The organism is Serratia sp. LTN-2 (genome assembly GCF_059740205.1).
On record NZ_JCAXDO010000004.1, the window covers coordinates 356,513 to 373,565 of the forward strand.

Sequence of the window (17,053 nt, forward strand, 5' to 3'; positions counted from 1 at the left end):
TAACTCAGTCTACCTTGACGGGGTGGGAAGTTACAAATCTGTAGCTTCTATCGCAGCAATCCCTGCTGCCGATGATGGCCCTGTGCGCACACTATGCACTTTACAGGGCCTTTGTTCAACCTTTCGCCAGTTGCGGCGTTTAGCCGACGATATCGGCCAGGCTCAGCTCTTCGACGATCTGTTTGACCCAGGCATCGACGCGCTCGTTGGTCAGCTCCGGCTGGCGGTCTTCGTCGATCGCGAGACCAATGAAGTGGTTGTCGTCCGCCAGGCCTTTGGAGGCCTCGAAGTGGTAGCCTTTGGTCGGCCAGTGGCCCACGATGGCCGCGCCGCGCGGTTCAATGATGTCGCGGATGGTGCCCATCGCGTCACAGAAGTATTCCGCGTAGTCTTCCTGGTCGCCGCAGCCGAACAGCGCCACCAGTTTGCCGTTGAAATCGACTTCTTCCAGCGTCGGGAAGAAATCATCCCAGTCACACTGCGCTTCACCGTAGTACCAGGTCGGGATACCCAGCAGCAGGATATCGAACCCTTCCAGGTCTTCTTTGCTGCTTTTAGCGATGTCGTGTACTTCAGAGACGTCGTCGCCAAACTGTTTCTGGAGAATTTTCTGGATCATTTTGGCAATGTTTTCGGTATTGCCAGTGTCGCTGCCAAAGAAAATGCCTACAGTAGCCATATCGCGTATAACCTTTAAATTCAAGTAATTGCATTACTCGATGCCAGCACTGCCGCCGCTGACGCCGATTAAAATGATGCCATGACAAGAGCCTTTCGCCACGGGGGCGGGCGCCGACAGGCGCAGTCTCTTGCCGGTAAATGCGTATCATGCCAGAAAGTGGCGCCGGGGTTTTATCGCATTTATGCGATGCCGGAGAATGAAGAAAAGCGTGGTCGATCCGGCGTTGTCCTTAACGCCGCGCCGCGCGTGCGGCCGAAGAGATCAATGTTCCGGCTGTTCTTCCGCCAGTTGCGCCAACAGCATCTGCTCGATGAGTTCGCTGCGGCTAATGTTGCGCTGTTCCGCCAGTTTGTTCAGGGCGTCCACCGCATCCGCGTTGATTTTCAGCTCTACGCGCCGCAATCCACGCACTTTATCGCGCCGTAACTGATTGCGCTTATTGATTCTAAGCTGTTCATCGCGGGAAAGCGGGTTGGTTTTCGGGCGCCCCGGACGGCGTTCATCTGCGAACAGATCCAGCGTCGTGCGATCCGTTTGTTCTTTTGCCATAGGTAGCGGTACTGCAAGGGAGTTTGCATCAAAAAGCGCTCGCACGCTTCCGGAGGCATCGGTTAACACACTTCGGGCCAATAAACCCTAACCCAAATTCACCCCCGAACCGGCGTTCGCGAACGCGCTGGCGCGGCGGCAAAATTATAGCGCGCCATATTACCCCAGCAGATGGAGCGGCGACAATGCCTAACTGCGGGCTAAACGCGCTAAGCCGTTATCTTTAGCGCGTTTTTTCGCCAGATGAGCGTATTTTTCAGGCTTCGTCGAGGAAACGGTGGATGGCGCGCAGCACCGCGTCCGGTTTTTCGGCGTGCACCCAATGGCCGGTGCCGGCGACGACATGGGCGCGAGCCTGCGGGAACTGGCGGGCGATGTCCGCACGATAGCTGTCCTGCACGTACGGCGACAGGCCGCCGCGAATGAACAGCGTCGGGTGCGGCCAGGCCGGCACGTCCTGCCAGCCGGTGATGTCTTCGTAGCGTTCGATCAGCACCGGCAGGTTGAAGCGCCATTCGCCATTGTGGAAGGACTTCAGCAGGAACTGGATCACGCCTTCTTCCTGCAGATAGTCGCGCATCAGCTGGGCGGCCGCCTGGCGTTGGGTGATGCCGGCGGCGCTGACGGCCTTCAGCGCGGCGAAGATCTCATCGTGGCGGCGAGTCTGGTAATCCACCGGCGCCACGTCGATGACGATCAGCTTAGCGATGCGCTCCGGCGCGATGGCGGTCAGCGCCATCGCCGCTTTACCGCCCATCGAATGGCCGATGACGATCGCTTTATCCAGCTGCAGTTCGTCGAGCAGCGCCAGCAGATCCTGCGCCATGGCGGGGTAGTTCATGTCGTCGGCGCGCGGGGAGAGGCCGTGGTTGCGCAGATCGACCTTGATCACGCTGTGCTGCTGGTGCAGATCGCGTGCCAGCACGCCCAGGTTGTCCAGATTGCCGAACAGCCCGTGGATCAGCAGCACCGGCAGCGCATCTGACTCGGCGGCCAGCAGTTGATAATGTAATTTCATGGCGAAGTTCATACTGAGAGAGATTCAGATTAGGGTATCATGATTGAATCGCACGATGAATCATGCGGAATTTTCGCGGCGCGGGCTTGGCAGTGCCGGCTATAGGTATTAGTCTGCATTTGCCGTCCGGAGGCACATTGTTGTGTTCGCTCCAGCGCTTTTAACCTTATAATCCCATGGCTTGAATGCAGGATCTGGCTTCAGGTTCTAAGTAGAAAAAACAGTATTGGATAAAGATGAAAACTATTGAAGTCGACGAAGAGCTTTACCGTTATATTGCCAGCCACACGCAACACATCGGTGAAAGCGCGTCCGATATTTTACGCCGCATGTTGAAATTCACCGCCGGTCAGCCGGTGCGCGCGTTGCCTGCCGCCAGTGCGTCGCAGTCCGTCGAGCTGGAAAAGGCGGCCCCGGCGCAGCGTCCGCGCGATCGCGTGCGCGCCATGCGCGAACTGCTGCTGTCGGATGAATACGCCGAGCAGAACAAAGCGGTCAACCGTTTCATGCTGGTGCTGTCCACGCTGTACACCCTCGATGCCGCCGGTTTCGCCGCTGCCACCGAGGCGTTGACCGGCCGTACCCGCACCTATTTCGCCGGCGATCAGCAGACCCTGCTGGCCAACGGCACGCACACCAAGCCGAAGCATGTACCGGGCACCCCTTACTGGGTGATCACCAATACCAATACCGGCCGCAAACGCAGCATGATCGAACACATCATGCAGGCCATGCAGTTCCCGGCGGAACTGATCGAGAAAGTTTGCGGTACCGTCTAATTTAGCGAACAGCCCGTCATGATGGCCGTGCGCGACATATTGCCCGGTCACCGACAGGGATGAGGGAGATATGTCGATGGCGAATAATCCACGTGCCGGGCAGCCCGCCCGCCAAAGCGATCTGATCAACGTAGCCCAGCTGACGTCGCAGTACTATGTGCTGCAACCGGAAGCCGGCAATCCCGCACATGCGGTGAAATTTGGCACCTCCGGCCACCGCGGCAGCGCGCAGCGCCACAGCTTCAACGAAGCGCACATCCTCGCCATCGCCCAGGCGATCGCTGAAGTTCGTCATCAGCAGGGCACCACCGGCCCATGCTATGTGGGCAAGGACACCCATGCGCTGTCCGAACCGGCCTTCATTTCCGTGCTGGAAGTGCTGACCGCCAACGGCGTCGATGTGATCGTGCAGGAAAACAACGGCTTCACGCCAACGCCGGCGGTATCGCACGCCATTCTGTGCCACAACCGCCGTGGCGGCGCGCAGGCCGACGGCATCGTCATTACGCCGTCCCATAACCCACCGGAAGACGGCGGCATCAAGTATAACCCGCCGAACGGCGGCCCGGCCGACACCAACCTGACGTCGGTGATCGAAAAGCGCGCCAACGACCTGCTGGCGCAGCAGTTGAAGGGCGTTCAGCGCCAGTCGCTGGACAAGGCCTGGAACAGCGGCCATCTGCACGCCAAAGATCTGGTGCAGCCTTATGTCGAAGGGCTGGTTGAGGTGGTCGACATGCCGGCCATCCAACGCGCCGGTCTGAAGCTGGGCGTGGATCCGCTCGGCGGTTCCGGCATCGCCTATTGGCAACGCGTGGCGGAGCACTACAAGCTGGATCTGACGCTGGTGAACGATTCCATCGATCAGACGTTCCGCTTTATGCACCTGGACCACGACGGCATCATCCGCATGGACTGTTCGTCCGAGTCGGCGATGGCCGGCCTGCTGGCGCTGCGCGACAAATTCGATCTGGCGTTCGCCAACGATCCGGATTACGACCGCCACGGCATCGTCACGCCGAAAGGCCTGATGAACCCGAACCACTATCTGGCGGTGGCCATCAACTACCTGTTCCAGCACCGCCCGCAGTGGGGCGCCGATGTCGCGGTAGGTAAAACGCTGGTGTCCAGCGCGATGATCGACCGCGTGGTGGCCGATCTGGGCCGCAAGCTGGTGGAAGTGCCGGTCGGCTTCAAGTGGTTCGTGGACGGCCTGTTCGACGGCAGCCTGGGCTTCGGCGGCGAAGAGAGCGCCGGGGCCTCGTTCCTGCGCTTCAACGGCCAACCTTGGTCGACCGACAAAGACGGCATTATCATGTGTCTGCTGGCGGCTGAAATCACCGCGGTAACCGGTGAAAATCCACAGCATCACTATGACGATCTGGCCAAGCGCTTCGGTGCGCCAAGCTACAACCGCATCCAGGCGCCGGCGACGGCGGCGCAAAAAGCGGCGCTGTCCAAGCTGTCGCCGGAGATGGTCAAGGCCAATACCCTGGCGGGCGACCCGATCACCGCGCGTCTGACTGCTGCGCCGGGCAACGGCGCTTCGATCGGCGGCCTGAAAGTGATGACCGACAACGGCTGGTTCGCGGCCCGTCCTTCCGGTACCGAAGAGGCATACAAGATCTACTGCGAGAGCTTCCTCGGGGCGGAACACCGCGAGAAAATCGAGCACGAAGCGGTCGAAATCGTCAGCGAAGTGCTGGCTTCCGCCAAATAATCGCTGTTCTTGTCTGATAAAAAGCGCTGTTTTTACAGCGCTTTTTTTATGCCTGTAATTTAGATATATCTTTTTCTCGGCGCAGGCTTGCGCATTTAGATATATCGATCTAGATTAGCGTTATCGACGCTGTTTAGATATATCTAAACAACCTCGTATTGATGTTCACTGTTAAAGCGAGGTATCACACCATGTTTCATCGATTAGGTTTGCACCGGCATCACCACCACCACCATGAATGCGAAGCAGGCGATGGCCGCCATCATCGCGGCGGGCGCCATCACTTCGGCGGCGACGGCGAAGAGCATGGCCGAGGCGGGCGCGGTGGCCGCGGCGGGCGTCATCGCCTGTTCGAACACGGCGATCTGCGCCTGGTACTGCTGGCGCTGGTGGCGCGCAAGCCCAGCCACGGGTACGAATTGATCAAAGCGATCGAAGAAGCCTCTTCCGGCCTGTACGTGCCGAGCCCGGGGGTGATTTACCCCACGCTGACGCTGCTGGAAGAGCAGGATTTTCTCGAACCGCTCACCACCGGCAACGGCCGCAAAAGCTACCGCATCACCACGGCGGGCGAGGGCGAGCTGCAAAAGCATCAACAGGTAGTTGAAGTCATTCTGGCGCGTCTGGCGGGCGCCGGCCGCGAGCATCATCGGCACGGCAACCTGGCGGAAGGCATTTACGACGCCATGAACCGTCTGCGCAGTCTGCTGCGCGGCAACGTGATGCGCGCCGATCTTACGCCGCAGCAGGTGGAGCGCATCAACGCCGCGCTGTTGACCGCCGTGGCGGCGATCGAAAGCGAAATGCAAATTCAACCCACGCAGCAGGAGAAGAACTGATGCCCGGCCACCGTTTTAACATTACCGTTGAAGCCCTGAGCGATCGCCAGGGCAACCCCGTCGAGAAAACACCGCTGAGTTTTGAGGTGACTAACCACGACGATATTCTCGAGATCGTCGAGCGCATCCGGGCGCGTGACGATCTGAACTTCGGCCCTGAACAGAGCGCGGCCTTCGCGGTAGGGTTGAAACTGTTCTCCGAAGTGATGATTGAAAACCGCAAACATCCGGTGTTCGCTCCGCTGCGCGAGGCGTTTAAAGAATTTATGGTTGGCTTGAAGAAGGGCCCGGCGGCGTAAAGGCGCGGCAAACCGCGCCCGTCGGGGTTAAGGCATGAAACGATAGCCGACGCCGGTTTCGGTCAGCAGATGTTTGGGCCGGGCCGGATCGGCTTCCAGCTTCTGCCGCAGATGGCCCATGTAGATGCGCAGGTAGTGGCTGTGTTCCACGTAGTTCGGCCCCCAGACATGGCTCAACAGCTGGCGTTGGGTAATCACCTTGCCAGCGTTGGCCAGCAGTTCCGCCAACAGGCGAAACTCTATCGGCGTCAGGTGCAGATCTTCGTCGTTGCGTAGCACCCGGCGGTTGACCAGATCGACGGTGATTTCCGAAAAGCTCACCAGCGGGCTTTCCTGCTGGCTGGCGGAGTGGCGGCGCAGCGCGACCCGCACCCGCGCCAACAGTTCGCCGATGCCGAACGGTTTGCTGAGATAGTCGTCGGCGCCGGCGTCCAGCGCGGCGATTTTGTCCTCTTCGGCGTTGCGCGCCGACAGCACGATCACCGGAATGGCGCTCCACTGCCGCAGATCGCGGATGTAGCTCAGCCCGTCGCCATCCGGTAAGCCCAAATCAAGGATGATCAGATCCGGTTTGCGCGTACCGGCCTCAATCAGCCCGCGTTGCAGGGTTTCACTTTCAAACACCCGCAGGCCTTCGCTCTCCAGCGCGGTGCGCACGAAGCGGCGGATCTCTTTTTCATCTTCAACAATCAGAATGTTGGTTGGCGTTATGCTCACGTTTCCCCTGCGTTGATTACAGATCGAAGGCATCGCCGTCGATCTCGGGCGGTTTTTCCAGCGGCAGCACGAAGCGGAAGCTGGCGCCGCCGTTGGCGCCGTTTTCCGCCCAGATGCGGCCATCATGTACTTCAATAATGGCACGGCAAATGGCTAACCCCAAGCCGACGCCGGGGATCGCCGACTCTTTATTGCCGCGTGAAAACTTGTCGAAAATCAGCTGCAGCTGATCGGCGGGGATGCCGGGGCCGTTATCCCAGACCTCGACTTCCAGCCACTCGGGCAGCGTGCGGGCGCGAATGCCGATGGTGGCCTCGGCGCCGGCGTATTTATTGGCGTTTTCCAACAGGTTGGTGAACACCCGTTCCAGCAGGCTGCCGTCGCAGTTGACCAGGATCTGTTCCGGCGGCAGCTCGACCACGATCGGATGCTGGCTGAGCAGCGGCTCCAGCATGTGCAGCGAGGCGCCGACGATCTCTTCCAGCGACTGCCACTCTTTACGCAGGCTGAAACCGCCGGATTGGATGCGCGCCATATCCAGCAGGTTGTTCACCAGCCGGGTGGTACTCAGCACCTGCTGGCGGATCTGACTGGCCTGGGTGGCGTGATTGGAACCTTCGGCCGCCAGGTCCAGCGTGAGAATTTCCGCCTGGCCGAACAGCACGGTCAGCGGCGTGCGCAGATCGTGCGACAGCGCCGCCAGCAGCGAGTTGCGCAGCTGTTCGCGTTCGGCGTCCAGCTTGGCTTCTTCGGCGCTGCGCGCCAGGTGCAGCCGCTCCAGCGCGCTGGCGATCAGCACCGCGAAAGTCTGCAGCAGCCGCTGCTGTTCCGGCACCATCAGCTGGCGCAGGTTGTTGGGCTCGATCGCCAGCAGGCCGAAGGTCTGCTTGGGGGTATTGAGCGGCAGCAGCTGATAAGGCACGCCGGGCAGGGTGTCGGTGCCGGCGCCGGCCGGCAACCCCTTGTCGAAGCTCCAGCGCGCGATGGCCTCGTCTACCGACAGCAGGCCGCCTTCTTCGCCGACCATTTGCTGCAGCCGGCCGTCCTCCTGCGGCAGCAGCAGTACGGTTTTCGCCTGGAAGCTGCTGGAGAGGAAGTGGCGGCTGGTATTGGCGATGTCGGCCACGGTCAGCGCGCGGCTCAGCCCGCGCGACATTTCGTACAGGTGGCGCGCCCGCTGCTCGCGGTAGCGCGCTACCCGGGCCTGATAACGCACCCCGGCGGTCAGGTTGCCGATGATGATGCCGACGGCGAGCATCACGCCGAAGGTCAATAGGTATTGCATATCGCTAACGGCGAACGACCATTCGGGCTGGACGAAGAACAGATCGAAACTGGCGACGTTGATCACCGCCGCCAGCACCGATGGCCAACGGCCGAAGAACAGCGCGACGATCGCCACGCCGAGCAAATAGACCATCACCAGGTTGGCCTGATCGAAGCCCGGCAGCAGCCACTGGGAGAGCAGGGTAATCAGCGCGCACAGCGCCACGGCGACCGCGCAACCGCGCAGCTGCATGCGCCATTTCTCGTTGAAGCCGCGGCCGTCGTGCTCTTTGCCCGGCGGCGGCTGCGCGTTGTCGCTTTCCAGCGCGACGATCACCAGATCGAGATCCGGGCCCAGCCGGCCGAGGCGATCGGCGAAGCTGCCGCGCAGCTTCCAGCGTTGCTCGCTGCGGCGGCCGATGATGATTTTGCCGAGGTTATGCTCGCGGGCGTAGCGCAGCACTGCCCGCTCTTCGGACGGATCGGCCAGGGTGGCGGTTTCAGCGCCCAGCTCCTGCGCCAACCGCAGCGCGCGCAGAATGGCGCGGCGCTGGTTTTCCGGCAGCCGGTGCAGCTTGGGGGTTTCCACATAGACTGCATGCCAGTGGCAGCCTAGCCGCGCAGCCAGCCGGGCGGCGATGCGTACCAGCTTTTCGTTGCCGCTGTTGTGGCCGACGCACAGCAGAATGCTGTCGCGGGTGTGCCACACTTTCTCGCGCCCTTGCGTATCGCGAAACTCGCGCATCTGGTCATCGACCCGATCGGCGGTGCGACGCAGTGCCAGCTCGCGCAGGGCGATCAGGTTGCCTTTACGGAAGAAATGCTCGATGGCGCGCTCGGCCTGGCCGGGAATGTACACTTTGCCTTCGTGCAGCCGCCGGCGCAGATCGTCCGGCGGCAGATCGACCAGCACCACTTCGCTGGCCTCGTCAAACACGTGGTCAGGCACCGTTTCGCGCACCCGCACGCCGGTCACGCCGCCCACCACGTCGTTAAGGCTTTCCAGATGTTGTACGTTGACGGTCGTCAGCACGTCGATGCCGGCGTCCAGCAGCTCTTCCACATCCTGCCAGCGTTTGGGGTGACGCGAGCCGTGGGCGTTGCTGTGCGCCAGTTCGTCCATCAGGATCAGCGCCGGGTGGCGCGCCAGCGCGGCGTCGAGATCGAATTCATGCACCAGTCGGCCGCGATGCTGAATGCGTTTTTGCGGCAGCAGCGCCAGGCCGTCGAGCAGGGCGGCGGTCTCGCTGCGGCCGTGGGTTTCCACCACGCCGACCAGCACGTCCAGCCCCTGAGCGCGTAAGCGCTGGGCCTCCTGCAGCATGGCGTAGGTTTTACCCACGCCGGCGCAGGCGCCGAAGAATACCTTCAACCGTCCGCGCGGTTTTTCATTGGCCAGCGCCAGCAGGCTGTCGGGATCGGGACGCTGCTGTTCTTCTTCGACCATGACAATTCCTTGTGTTACCAAGCAAAAAGGGGTTCGGCACGCCGAACCCTATCACTATGCTGAATCCGACGCGTTACTTCAACGCATCCAGCGCCAGGTTCAGCTTCAGTACGTTGACCACCGATTCTCCCATGAAGTTGGGCGTGGCCCGATCGACGTTGTCGTCGATCAGTTTGGCGACCTGCTCCGGCGGCAGATGGCGCGCCGCCGCGACCCGCGCCAGCTGATACTGTGCGGCGGCGATCGAAATCTGCGGATCCAACCCGCTGCCGGAGGCGGTCAGCAGATCCACTGGGATCGGGCCGCTCATCGCCGGATTGGCCTGGCGCAGCTGCGCCGCGCGTTCGGCGATAGCCTTATCCAGCGCCGGGTTGGTGGCCGCCAGGTTGCTGCCGGCAGAGGCCAGTGGATTATAGGCCGAATCACCGGTGGCCGAAGGACGGCCCCAGAAATAGTCGGCGCGCGTGAAGTTCTGGCCGATCAGCGCGGAGCCGACCGCCTTGTCATCCCGGTACAGCAGCGAACCGTTGGCCGCGCCCGGAAACAGCAGCTGCGCCAGCCCGGTGGTCAGCAGCGGATAGGCGATGCCGGTGATCAGCGTCAGCAGGATCAGCATCACCAGCGCAGGTCGTAAATACATCATGTTCATTTCCCTCAATGGTTAACCGGCGACGTGCAGCGCGACCAGGATCAGGTCGATCAGTTTGATGCCGATGAACGGCACCAGCAGACCGCCGACCCCATACAACCACAGGTTGCGGCGCAGCAGGGCCGCGGCGCTCATCGGTTTGTAGCTCACCCCTTTCAGCGCCAGCGGGATCAGGAACACGATCACCAGAGCGTTGAAGATCACCGCCGACATGATGGCGGAGGCGGGAGAGTGCAGGTGCATCACGTTCAGCGCGTTCAGCTGCGGATAGGTGGCCGCGAACGCCGCCGGAATGATGGCGAAGTATTTGGCCACGTCGTTGGCGATGCTGAAGGTGGTCAGCGAGCCGCGTGTCATCAGCATTTGCTTGCCGATGTGTACCACTTCGATCAGCTTGGTCGGGTTGGAATCCAGATCGACCATGTTGCCCGCCTCTTTGGCGGCCTGGGTGCCGGAGTTCATCGCCACCGCCACATCGGCCTGCGCCAGCGCCGGGGCGTCGTTGGTGCCGTCGCCGGTCATCGCCACCAGGCGGCCCTCCGCCTGATACTGGCGGATCAGCGCCAGCTTGGCTTCCGGCGTGGCTTCCGACAGGAAGTCATCCACCCCGGCTTCGGCGGCGATCGCCGCTGCGGTCAGCGGGTTATCGCCGGTGATCATCACCGTTTTGATGCCCATCTTGCGCAGCTCATTGAAGCGCTCCTTGATGCCGCCCTTGACGATATCCTTCAACGCCACCACGCCCAGCACCCGTGCGCCTTCCGCCACCACCAGCGGCGTGCCGCCGGTGCGGGCCACGCTTTCCACCAGATCGTCCACCGCCCGCGGGAAGTGCCCCTGATTGGATTCGACGTGGCGGCGAATGGCGTCCACTGCGCCTTTGCGGATCATGCGCTCCTGCACGTTGACGCCGCTCATGCGGGTCTGGGCGGAGAAGGGCACGAAGGTGGCATTCAGCGCCTGCAGATCGCGTTCGCGCAGGTTAAAACGCTGTTTGGCCAGCACCACGATGCTGCGGCCTTCCGGCGTTTCGTCCGCCAGCGAGGCCAGTTGCGCGGCGTCCGCCAGTTCCTGTTCTTTCACGCCCGGCGCCGGCAAAAACTCTGAGGCCTGACGGTTGCCCAGCGTGATGGTGCCGGTTTTATCCAGCAGCAGCACGTCCACGTCGCCGGCGGCTTCCACCGCGCGCCCGCTGGTGGCGATCACGTTGGCGCCGAGCATGCGGCTCATCCCGGCCACGCCAATGGCGGACAGCAGGCCGCCGATGGTGGTGGGGATCAGGCAGACCAGCAGCGCGACCAGCACGGTGATGGTGACCACGCTGCCGCTGCCGGCCGCTTCGACGCTGTACTGCGAGAACGGGAACAGGGTGGCGGTGGCCAGCACGAACACGATGGTCAACGCCACCAGCAGAATGGTCAGCGCGATCTCGTTCGGCGTTTTGCGGCGCTTGGCGCCCTCCACCATGGCGATCATGCGATCGAGGAAGGTTTCCCCCGGATTGACGCTGCACTGCACCACCAGCCAGTCGGACAGCACGCGGGTGCCGCCGGTGACCGAGGAGAAGTCGCCGCCGGACTCGCGGATCACCGGCGCGGATTCGCCGGTGATGGCGCTTTCATCCACCGAAGCGCCGCCTTCCAGCACCTCGCCGTCGCATGGGATGGTGTCACCGGCTTCCACCAGCACGATATCGCCTTTGCGCAGGCTCTCGGCGGCCACTTTCTCCGTGGCGCCGTCGCGGCGCGGGCCGGCCAGCTTTTTCGCCCAGCTGGTTTTCTTGGTGCCCTTCAGGCTTTCCGCCTGGGCCTTGCTGCGGCCTTCGGCCAGCGCTTCGGCGAAGTTGGCGAACAGCACGGTGAACCACAGCCACAGGGAGACGCTGCCGGTAAAGGCGGCGGCGCCGTCGGTCTGGCCGGTGAGGATCGCCAGCCAGATGGCGGTGGTCAGAATGCTGCCGATATACACCACGAACATCACCGGATTGCGCCATTGAACGCGAGGGTCCAGTTTTTTCAGCGCATCGATCAGCGCGGTGCGCACCAGAGCCGGTTCAAACAGCGCGCGTTGTTTGCGAGTCATCTCTTATTCTCTCTCTGTGACGTCGGTTAGTTTGCCAACCAAAGTTGCAAATGCTCGGCCACCGGGCCCAGCGCCAGCGCCGGCACGAAGGTCAGCGCCCCCACCAGCAGCACGGTGCCGATCAGCAGGCCGATGAACAGCGGCCCATAGGTCGGCAGGGTGCCGTTGCCCGCCGGCTGGCGTTGCTTGGCGCTCAGTGAACCGGCGATCGCCAGCACCGGCAGGATCACCCCGAAGCGGCCGACGAACATGGCGAAGGCCAGCAGCTGGTTGTAGAACGGCGTATTGACGCTCAACCCGGCGAAGGCGCTGCCGTTGTTGTTGGCGGCGGAAGACAGGGCGTACAGCACTTCGCTGAAGCCGTGAGCGCCCGGGTTGAGGATGCCGGCGCGGCCCGCGTCGGTGCCGATGGCCAGCGCACTGCCCAGCAATACCAGCGTCGGCGTGACCAGGATCGCCAACGCGGTCATCTTCATGTCATAGACGTCGATTTTCTTGCCCAGGTATTCCGGGGTGCGGCCGATCATCAGACCGGCGATAAACACCGTCAGCATCACGAACAGCAGCATGCCGTACAGACCGGAGCCGACGCCGCCGAACACCACTTCACCGATCTGCATCAGCCACATCGGCACCATACCGCCCAGCGCGGTGAAGGAGTCGTGCATGGCGTTGACCGCCCCGCAGGACGCGGCGGTGGTCACCACCGAGAACAGGCTGGTGGCGAGAATGCCGAAGCGCGACTCTTTGCCTTCCATATTGATGTTGCTGTCGGCGCCCAGTGCGCTCAGGTGCGGGTTGCCCGCCAGCTCGGCATACATCACCACCACCACCGCCACCACGAAGATCAGCGCCATCGCCCAGATCAGCGCATGGCCCTGGCGGTTTTCACCGGCCAGTTGGCCGAAGGAGAAGCACAGCGCGCAGGGGATCAGGAAGATGGCCAGCATCTGCACGAAGTTGGTCAACACGGTCGGGTTTTCGAACGGATGCGCCGAGTTGGCGCCGAAGAAGCCGCCGCCGTTGGTGCCGAGCATCTTGATCGCTTCCTGCGAGGCCACCGGCCCCATTGGCAGCGTCTGCTGCGCGCCTTCCAGCGTGGTGACGTGCAGGTAAGGCAGGAAGTTTTGCAGCGTGCCCTGGCTGACGAAGAACAGGGCGATCAGCAGCGCGATCGGCAGCAGCACGTACAGCGTGATGCGGAACAGATCGGCCCAGGCGTTGCCGACGGTCTTGCCGGCGCGGCGGGTAAAGGCGCGGATCAGCGCAAAGGCCACGGCGATGCCGGTGGTGGCGGAGACGAAGTTCTGCACCGCCAGCCCGGCCATTTGGCTGAAATAGCTGAGGGCGCTTTCGCCGCTGTAGGCCTGCCAGTTGGTGTTGGTGACGAAGCTGACGGCGGTGTTGAGCGCCAGATCCCAGGAGAGGCCCGGGAAGCCTTGCGGGTTGAGCGGCAGCGAGCCCTGCGTCATCAGCAAGGCGAACAGCAGCGCCAGGCCGAGCAGGTTGAACGCCAGGATCGCCAGCGCGTACTGCCACCAGTTCATCTCGGTGGCGCGAATGCCGCAGGCACGCCAGACGCCGGCTTCCACCCCGCGTAGCGCAGGCAGCGGCTCACCTTCGATCAGGCGCGCCATAAAGCCGCCCAGCGGCCGGGCCAGCAGAAGAAGCACCAGCAGGAAGCTGGCGATCAGTAAAAAGGCTGAAGCCGCCATCAGAAATCCTCCGCGTTAAACAGGGCGTAGACCAGATAGGCCAACAGCAGCAGAACCAACAGCGCACCACCAATAACGCTGAAACTCACGGGACACCTCCAGAGGTGTTGTTTTTGATAGAGGCAGTGTAGGGAGAGGGGTAGAAAGAAGATGAAAAAATCGGGCAGGCGGGTGTAAAAAAAGTATAAAAATGGCTGAAATTTCAGCGGAAATTGGGCGTTTCAGGCATCAGGCTCGCGGTGAGATTGCGCCTGATGCCTGAATGAGAACGGGCAGAGGCGGGAGATAACGAACCAGGAAATAACCACAATGTAACCCATGTTTAGTTAAAAATTAACTTGTCTGTAACAAAATTACGAATCGCTGAGGTGATTAGCGATTTTTTGTGCGATTTAGTGGTCGGATGAGTAGTAAACTTTCATCAAGTGCGCTAAAATTTTGTCCAGTTACCAAATTACCGATTGTTCATTTGATGCGCCGACGCCGTTTTCCCTGACAAATCAACGGCAGGCGTTTTTAAGGAGGTTCGCATGTCTACTACCTATCACGCTTATTCACTGCATCGGATTCTCCTGCGCCGCAGCGCAGTGGTGATCGCGGGCATTTTGGCCCTGCCGGTGATGCTGTTCCGCAGTGATCGCGGGCGTTTTTACAGCTACCTGCACCGCGTCTGGTCAAAAACCAGCGACAAGCCGGTCTGGCTGCAGCAGGCGGAATTGGCGTCCTGCGATTTCTACTGAGTCACTGCCGATTCACGAAAAACCCTCGCCCTGCGGCGGGGGTTTTTTTATGCCTCTGGCCGCCCCTACCCAACGTAAGGTCGTATTCGGCAAGCCGTTCTTCTACACTTTCCTCATCGGCCAACAACACGGGAGAGCGGTATGAGCGACAAGATCCCTATCGGCATCAGCGCCTGTTTACTGGGCGAGACGGTGCGTTTCGACGGTGGCCACAAGCGGCTGGCCTTTGCGGTGGAACAGTTGGCGCCCTATGTGCGCTTTGAGCCTGTTTGCCCGGAAATGGCGATCGGCCTGCCGACGCCGCGCCCGGCGCTGCGCCTGGTGAAGCAGACGCAGCCCTGGCCGGCGATGCGTTACAGCAATGACGCGAGCGTGGATCTGACCGAGGAGATGCGCCGCTTCTCCGCACAGCGCGTGGCGGCGCTGCAGCATCTGTGCGGCTATATCGTCTGCGCCAAGTCGCCGAGCTGCGGCCTGGAGCGAGTGCGGGTCTACAGCGAAAACGGCAAGGACTCGCGTAAAAACGGCGTCGGGCTGTTTACCGCTGAACTGCTGCGTCAGATGCCGTGGCTGCCGGTGGAAGAAGACGGACGATTGCAGGATGCGGCACTGCGGGAAAACTTCATTGAACGGGTGTACGCGCTGTACGAGCTGAATATGCTGTGGCGTCAGGGGCTGACCCGCGGCGGGCTGATCGCGTTTCACAGCCGCTACAAGCTTTCACTGCTGGCGCATTCGCAGCCGGCGTATCGCGAGCTGGGGCGCTTCGTCGCCGATATTCACCGCTGGGACTCGTTGGAAGCCTTCGCTGTGGAATACCGCAGCCGCCTGATGGCGCTGTTGGCGCACAAGGCGACGCGCCGCAACCACACCAACGTGTTGATGCACGTGCAGGGCTATTTCCGCCGTCAGCTCAGCGCGGCGCAACGCCAGGAGCTGGCGCACCTGATCGACCGTTATCGGCAGGGCATGCAGCCGCTGTTGGCGCCGATCGCGCTGCTTAAACATTACATGGCGGAATACCCCGACCGCTATCTGGCGGAACAACGCTATTTCGAACCTTACCCGGAGGCGCTGCGTTTGCGTTACGGCCATTGATTGACAAGGAGTTTTATGACCACTCATCTGGTCTGGTTGCGTAACGATCTGCGTATCACCGACAACAAAGCGCTGCACGCTGCCTGCAGCGATCCCGAAGCCCGGGTGCTGGCTGTGTTTATCGCCACCCCGCAGCAGTGGCGGCAACATGAGATGGCGCCGCGGCAGGCGGCGCTGATCCACGCCAGTCTGCGGGCGGTGCAGCAGGCGCTGGCGCAAAAAGGCATTGCGTTGCATTGCCATGCCGGCACGGATTTTGCCGCTTCGATCGACTGGCTGGCGGACTATTGCCGGCGGGAGCAGGTGGATGCGCTGTTTTACAATCGCCAGTACGAACTGAATGAACGGCGACGCGATGCGCGGCTGGAGCTGCAGTTGAATGGACGGGTAACGTGCCACGGTTTTGATGACAGCCTGCTGTTGCCGCCGGGCAGCGTGCAAACCGGCGGCGGGGAGATGTACAAGGTCTATACGCCGTTTCGCAACGCCTTCATTCATCGCCTGACCGAGTCCGAGCTCAACTGCCTGCCGGCACCGAAAACCCGTGCCGGTGGCGCGTTGCCTGCGCCTGAGGCGCCGGCGGCGTTCGATTACCCTACGGCAGACATCGGGGATGGCTATCCCGCCGGCGAGGAGGCCGCGCTGCAGCGGCTGCGCGCCTTTTGCCGCGAGCAGGTGCAGGATTACCTTCGCCAGCGCGATCTGCCGGCTCTCGCCGGTACCAGCAGCCTGTCGCCCTATCTGACGATCGGCGCGCTGTCGCCGCGCCAGTGCTTCAACCGCCTGCGTGCCGAATGCCCGCAGTTGCTGGAAGATCGCGAGAGCGGTGCCTTCGCCTGGCTCAACGAGCTGATTTGGCGCGAGTTCTACCGCCATCTGCTGGTGGCCTATCCCGAGCTGTGCCGCCATCGGCCGTTTATCGCCTGGACGGACAAGGTGCGCTGGTGCGATGACGCGGCGAAGCTGCAGGCCTGGCAGCGGGGCGAGACCGGTTACCCGATCGTCGATGCCGCCATGCGCCAGCTGAACGCCACCGGCTGGATGCACAACCGGCTGCGCATGATCAGCGCCAGTTTCCTGGTGAAGGACCTGCTGATTGACTGGCGGGCCGGTGAGCGTTATTTCATGTCGCAATTGCTGGACGGCGATCTGGCGGCCAACAACGGCGGCTGGCAGTGGGCGGCTTCCACCGGCACCGACGCCGCGCCGTATTTCCGCATCTTCAACCCGACAACGCAGGGTGAACGTTTTGATCCACAAGGCACTTTTATCCGTAAATGGTTGCCGGAACTGGCGGATGTGCCCGACAATGACATCCATCATCCTCACCGTTGGGCGGAAAAGCAGCCATGCGTGCTGAATTACCCGCTGCCGATCGTCGATCATAAGCAAGCCCGTCTGGAGACGCTGGCGGCGTTCGAGGCGGCGAAACGGGGAGAGTCTTGAGGCAACT

General features: G+C 61.9%; 16 protein-coding genes. 7 read left to right on the forward strand and 9 right to left on the reverse strand.

Going from position 1 to position 17,053, the window contains the following annotated elements; genetic code table 11:
- Positions 1-139: 139 nt before the first annotated feature.
- The 3 genes from fldA to ybfF form a co-directional block, all read right to left on the reverse strand.
- Positions 140-679: a flavodoxin FldA gene (fldA, locus tag AC6BYQ_RS11610; protein ID WP_004939938.1), complete on the reverse strand. Its 540-nt coding sequence runs from the start codon at positions 677-679 to the stop codon at positions 140-142.
- A 264-nt stretch (positions 680-943) separates the two neighbouring features.
- Complete coding sequence (gene ybfE / locus AC6BYQ_RS11615) at positions 944-1,231, reverse strand: LexA regulated protein (protein WP_004939936.1); 288 nt, start codon at positions 1,229-1,231, stop codon at positions 944-946.
- A gap of 256 nt (positions 1,232-1,487) precedes the next feature.
- Positions 1,488-2,261, reverse strand: coding sequence for an esterase (gene ybfF, locus AC6BYQ_RS11620; protein ID WP_019454057.1), 774 nt, complete (start codon positions 2,259-2,261; stop codon positions 1,488-1,490).
- Positions 2,262-2,485: 224 nt separating this feature from the next.
- Here ybfF and seqA point away from each other — a divergent pair, with 224 nt between their 5' ends.
- The 4 genes from seqA to AC6BYQ_RS11640 all read left to right on the forward strand — a co-directional run bounded on the left by seqA (position 2,486) and on the right by AC6BYQ_RS11640 (position 5,886).
- Positions 2,486-3,028, forward strand: coding sequence for a replication initiation negative regulator SeqA (seqA, locus tag AC6BYQ_RS11625; protein ID WP_019454056.1), 543 nt, complete (start codon positions 2,486-2,488; stop codon positions 3,026-3,028).
- A 76-nt stretch (positions 3,029-3,104) separates the two neighbouring features.
- Entirely contained in the window at positions 3,105-4,748 is a 1,644-nt protein-coding gene (gene pgm, locus AC6BYQ_RS11630) for a phosphoglucomutase (alpha-D-glucose-1,6-bisphosphate-dependent) (RefSeq protein ID WP_063919580.1), read from the forward strand.
- A 191-nt stretch (positions 4,749-4,939) separates the two neighbouring features.
- Positions 4,940-5,587, forward strand: a complete 648-nt coding sequence (locus AC6BYQ_RS11635) for a PadR family transcriptional regulator (protein ID WP_063918898.1) — start codon at positions 4,940-4,942, stop codon at positions 5,585-5,587.
- On the forward strand, positions 5,587-5,886 hold the full coding sequence (locus tag AC6BYQ_RS11640) for a DUF3861 domain-containing protein (RefSeq protein ID WP_019454052.1): 300 nt from the start codon (positions 5,587-5,589) through the stop codon (positions 5,884-5,886). Before AC6BYQ_RS11635 ends, AC6BYQ_RS11640 begins: the two co-directional genes overlap by 1 nt.
- A 27-nt stretch (positions 5,887-5,913) precedes the next feature.
- Here the strand turns inward: AC6BYQ_RS11640 and kdpE are convergent, their stop codons facing one another.
- The 6 genes from kdpE to AC6BYQ_RS11670 all read right to left on the reverse strand — a co-directional run bounded on the left by kdpE (position 5,914) and on the right by AC6BYQ_RS11670 (position 13,851).
- The gene (gene kdpE, locus AC6BYQ_RS11645) at positions 5,914-6,603 is read right to left on the reverse strand and encodes a two-component system response regulator KdpE (RefSeq protein WP_019454051.1); all 690 of its coding nucleotides are present in this window, start codon (positions 6,601-6,603) and stop codon (positions 5,914-5,916) included.
- A 16-nt stretch (positions 6,604-6,619) separates the two neighbouring features.
- Positions 6,620-9,316, reverse strand: a complete 2,697-nt coding sequence (gene kdpD / locus AC6BYQ_RS11650) for a two-component system sensor histidine kinase KdpD (protein ID WP_074055157.1) — start codon at positions 9,314-9,316, stop codon at positions 6,620-6,622.
- Between the two features lie 73 nt (positions 9,317-9,389).
- Positions 9,390-9,959: a potassium-transporting ATPase subunit KdpC gene (kdpC, locus tag AC6BYQ_RS11655; protein WP_498056896.1), complete on the reverse strand. Its 570-nt coding sequence runs from the start codon at positions 9,957-9,959 to the stop codon at positions 9,390-9,392.
- An 18-nt stretch (positions 9,960-9,977) separates the two neighbouring features.
- Positions 9,978-12,047 (reverse strand): potassium-transporting ATPase subunit KdpB, encoded by a 2,070-nt coding sequence (kdpB, locus tag AC6BYQ_RS11660; protein ID WP_019454048.1) that lies wholly within the window; start codon positions 12,045-12,047, stop codon positions 9,978-9,980.
- Positions 12,048-12,073: 26 nt separating this feature from the next.
- Positions 12,074-13,762: a potassium-transporting ATPase subunit KdpA gene (gene kdpA, locus AC6BYQ_RS11665; protein ID WP_498056897.1), complete on the reverse strand. Its 1,689-nt coding sequence runs from the start codon at positions 13,760-13,762 to the stop codon at positions 12,074-12,076.
- Positions 13,762-13,851: a K(+)-transporting ATPase subunit F gene (locus tag AC6BYQ_RS11670; protein ID WP_016928742.1), complete on the reverse strand. Its 90-nt coding sequence runs from the start codon at positions 13,849-13,851 to the stop codon at positions 13,762-13,764. The genes kdpA and AC6BYQ_RS11670 overlap by 1 nt, the downstream gene beginning before the upstream one ends.
- Before the next feature lie 441 nt (positions 13,852-14,292).
- On the opposite strand from AC6BYQ_RS11670, the gene AC6BYQ_RS11675 reads away from it, so the two are divergent.
- The 3 genes from AC6BYQ_RS11675 (at position 14,293) to phrB (ending at position 17,046) form a co-directional block, all read left to right on the forward strand.
- Positions 14,293-14,502: a YbfA family protein gene (locus AC6BYQ_RS11675; RefSeq protein WP_004939916.1), complete on the forward strand. Its 210-nt coding sequence runs from the start codon at positions 14,293-14,295 to the stop codon at positions 14,500-14,502.
- A gap of 141 nt (positions 14,503-14,643) precedes the next feature.
- A complete protein-coding gene (locus AC6BYQ_RS11680) occupies positions 14,644-15,600 on the forward strand; it encodes a YbgA family protein (RefSeq protein ID WP_019454046.1) in 957 nt (318 codons plus the stop codon).
- 15 nt (positions 15,601-15,615) lie between these two features.
- Positions 15,616-17,046 carry a deoxyribodipyrimidine photo-lyase gene (gene phrB, locus AC6BYQ_RS11685; protein WP_498056898.1) on the forward strand — a complete coding sequence of 477 codons (1,431 nt, stop codon included), beginning with the start codon at positions 15,616-15,618 and terminating at the stop codon, positions 17,044-17,046.
- Positions 17,047-17,053: the final 7 nt, after the last annotated feature.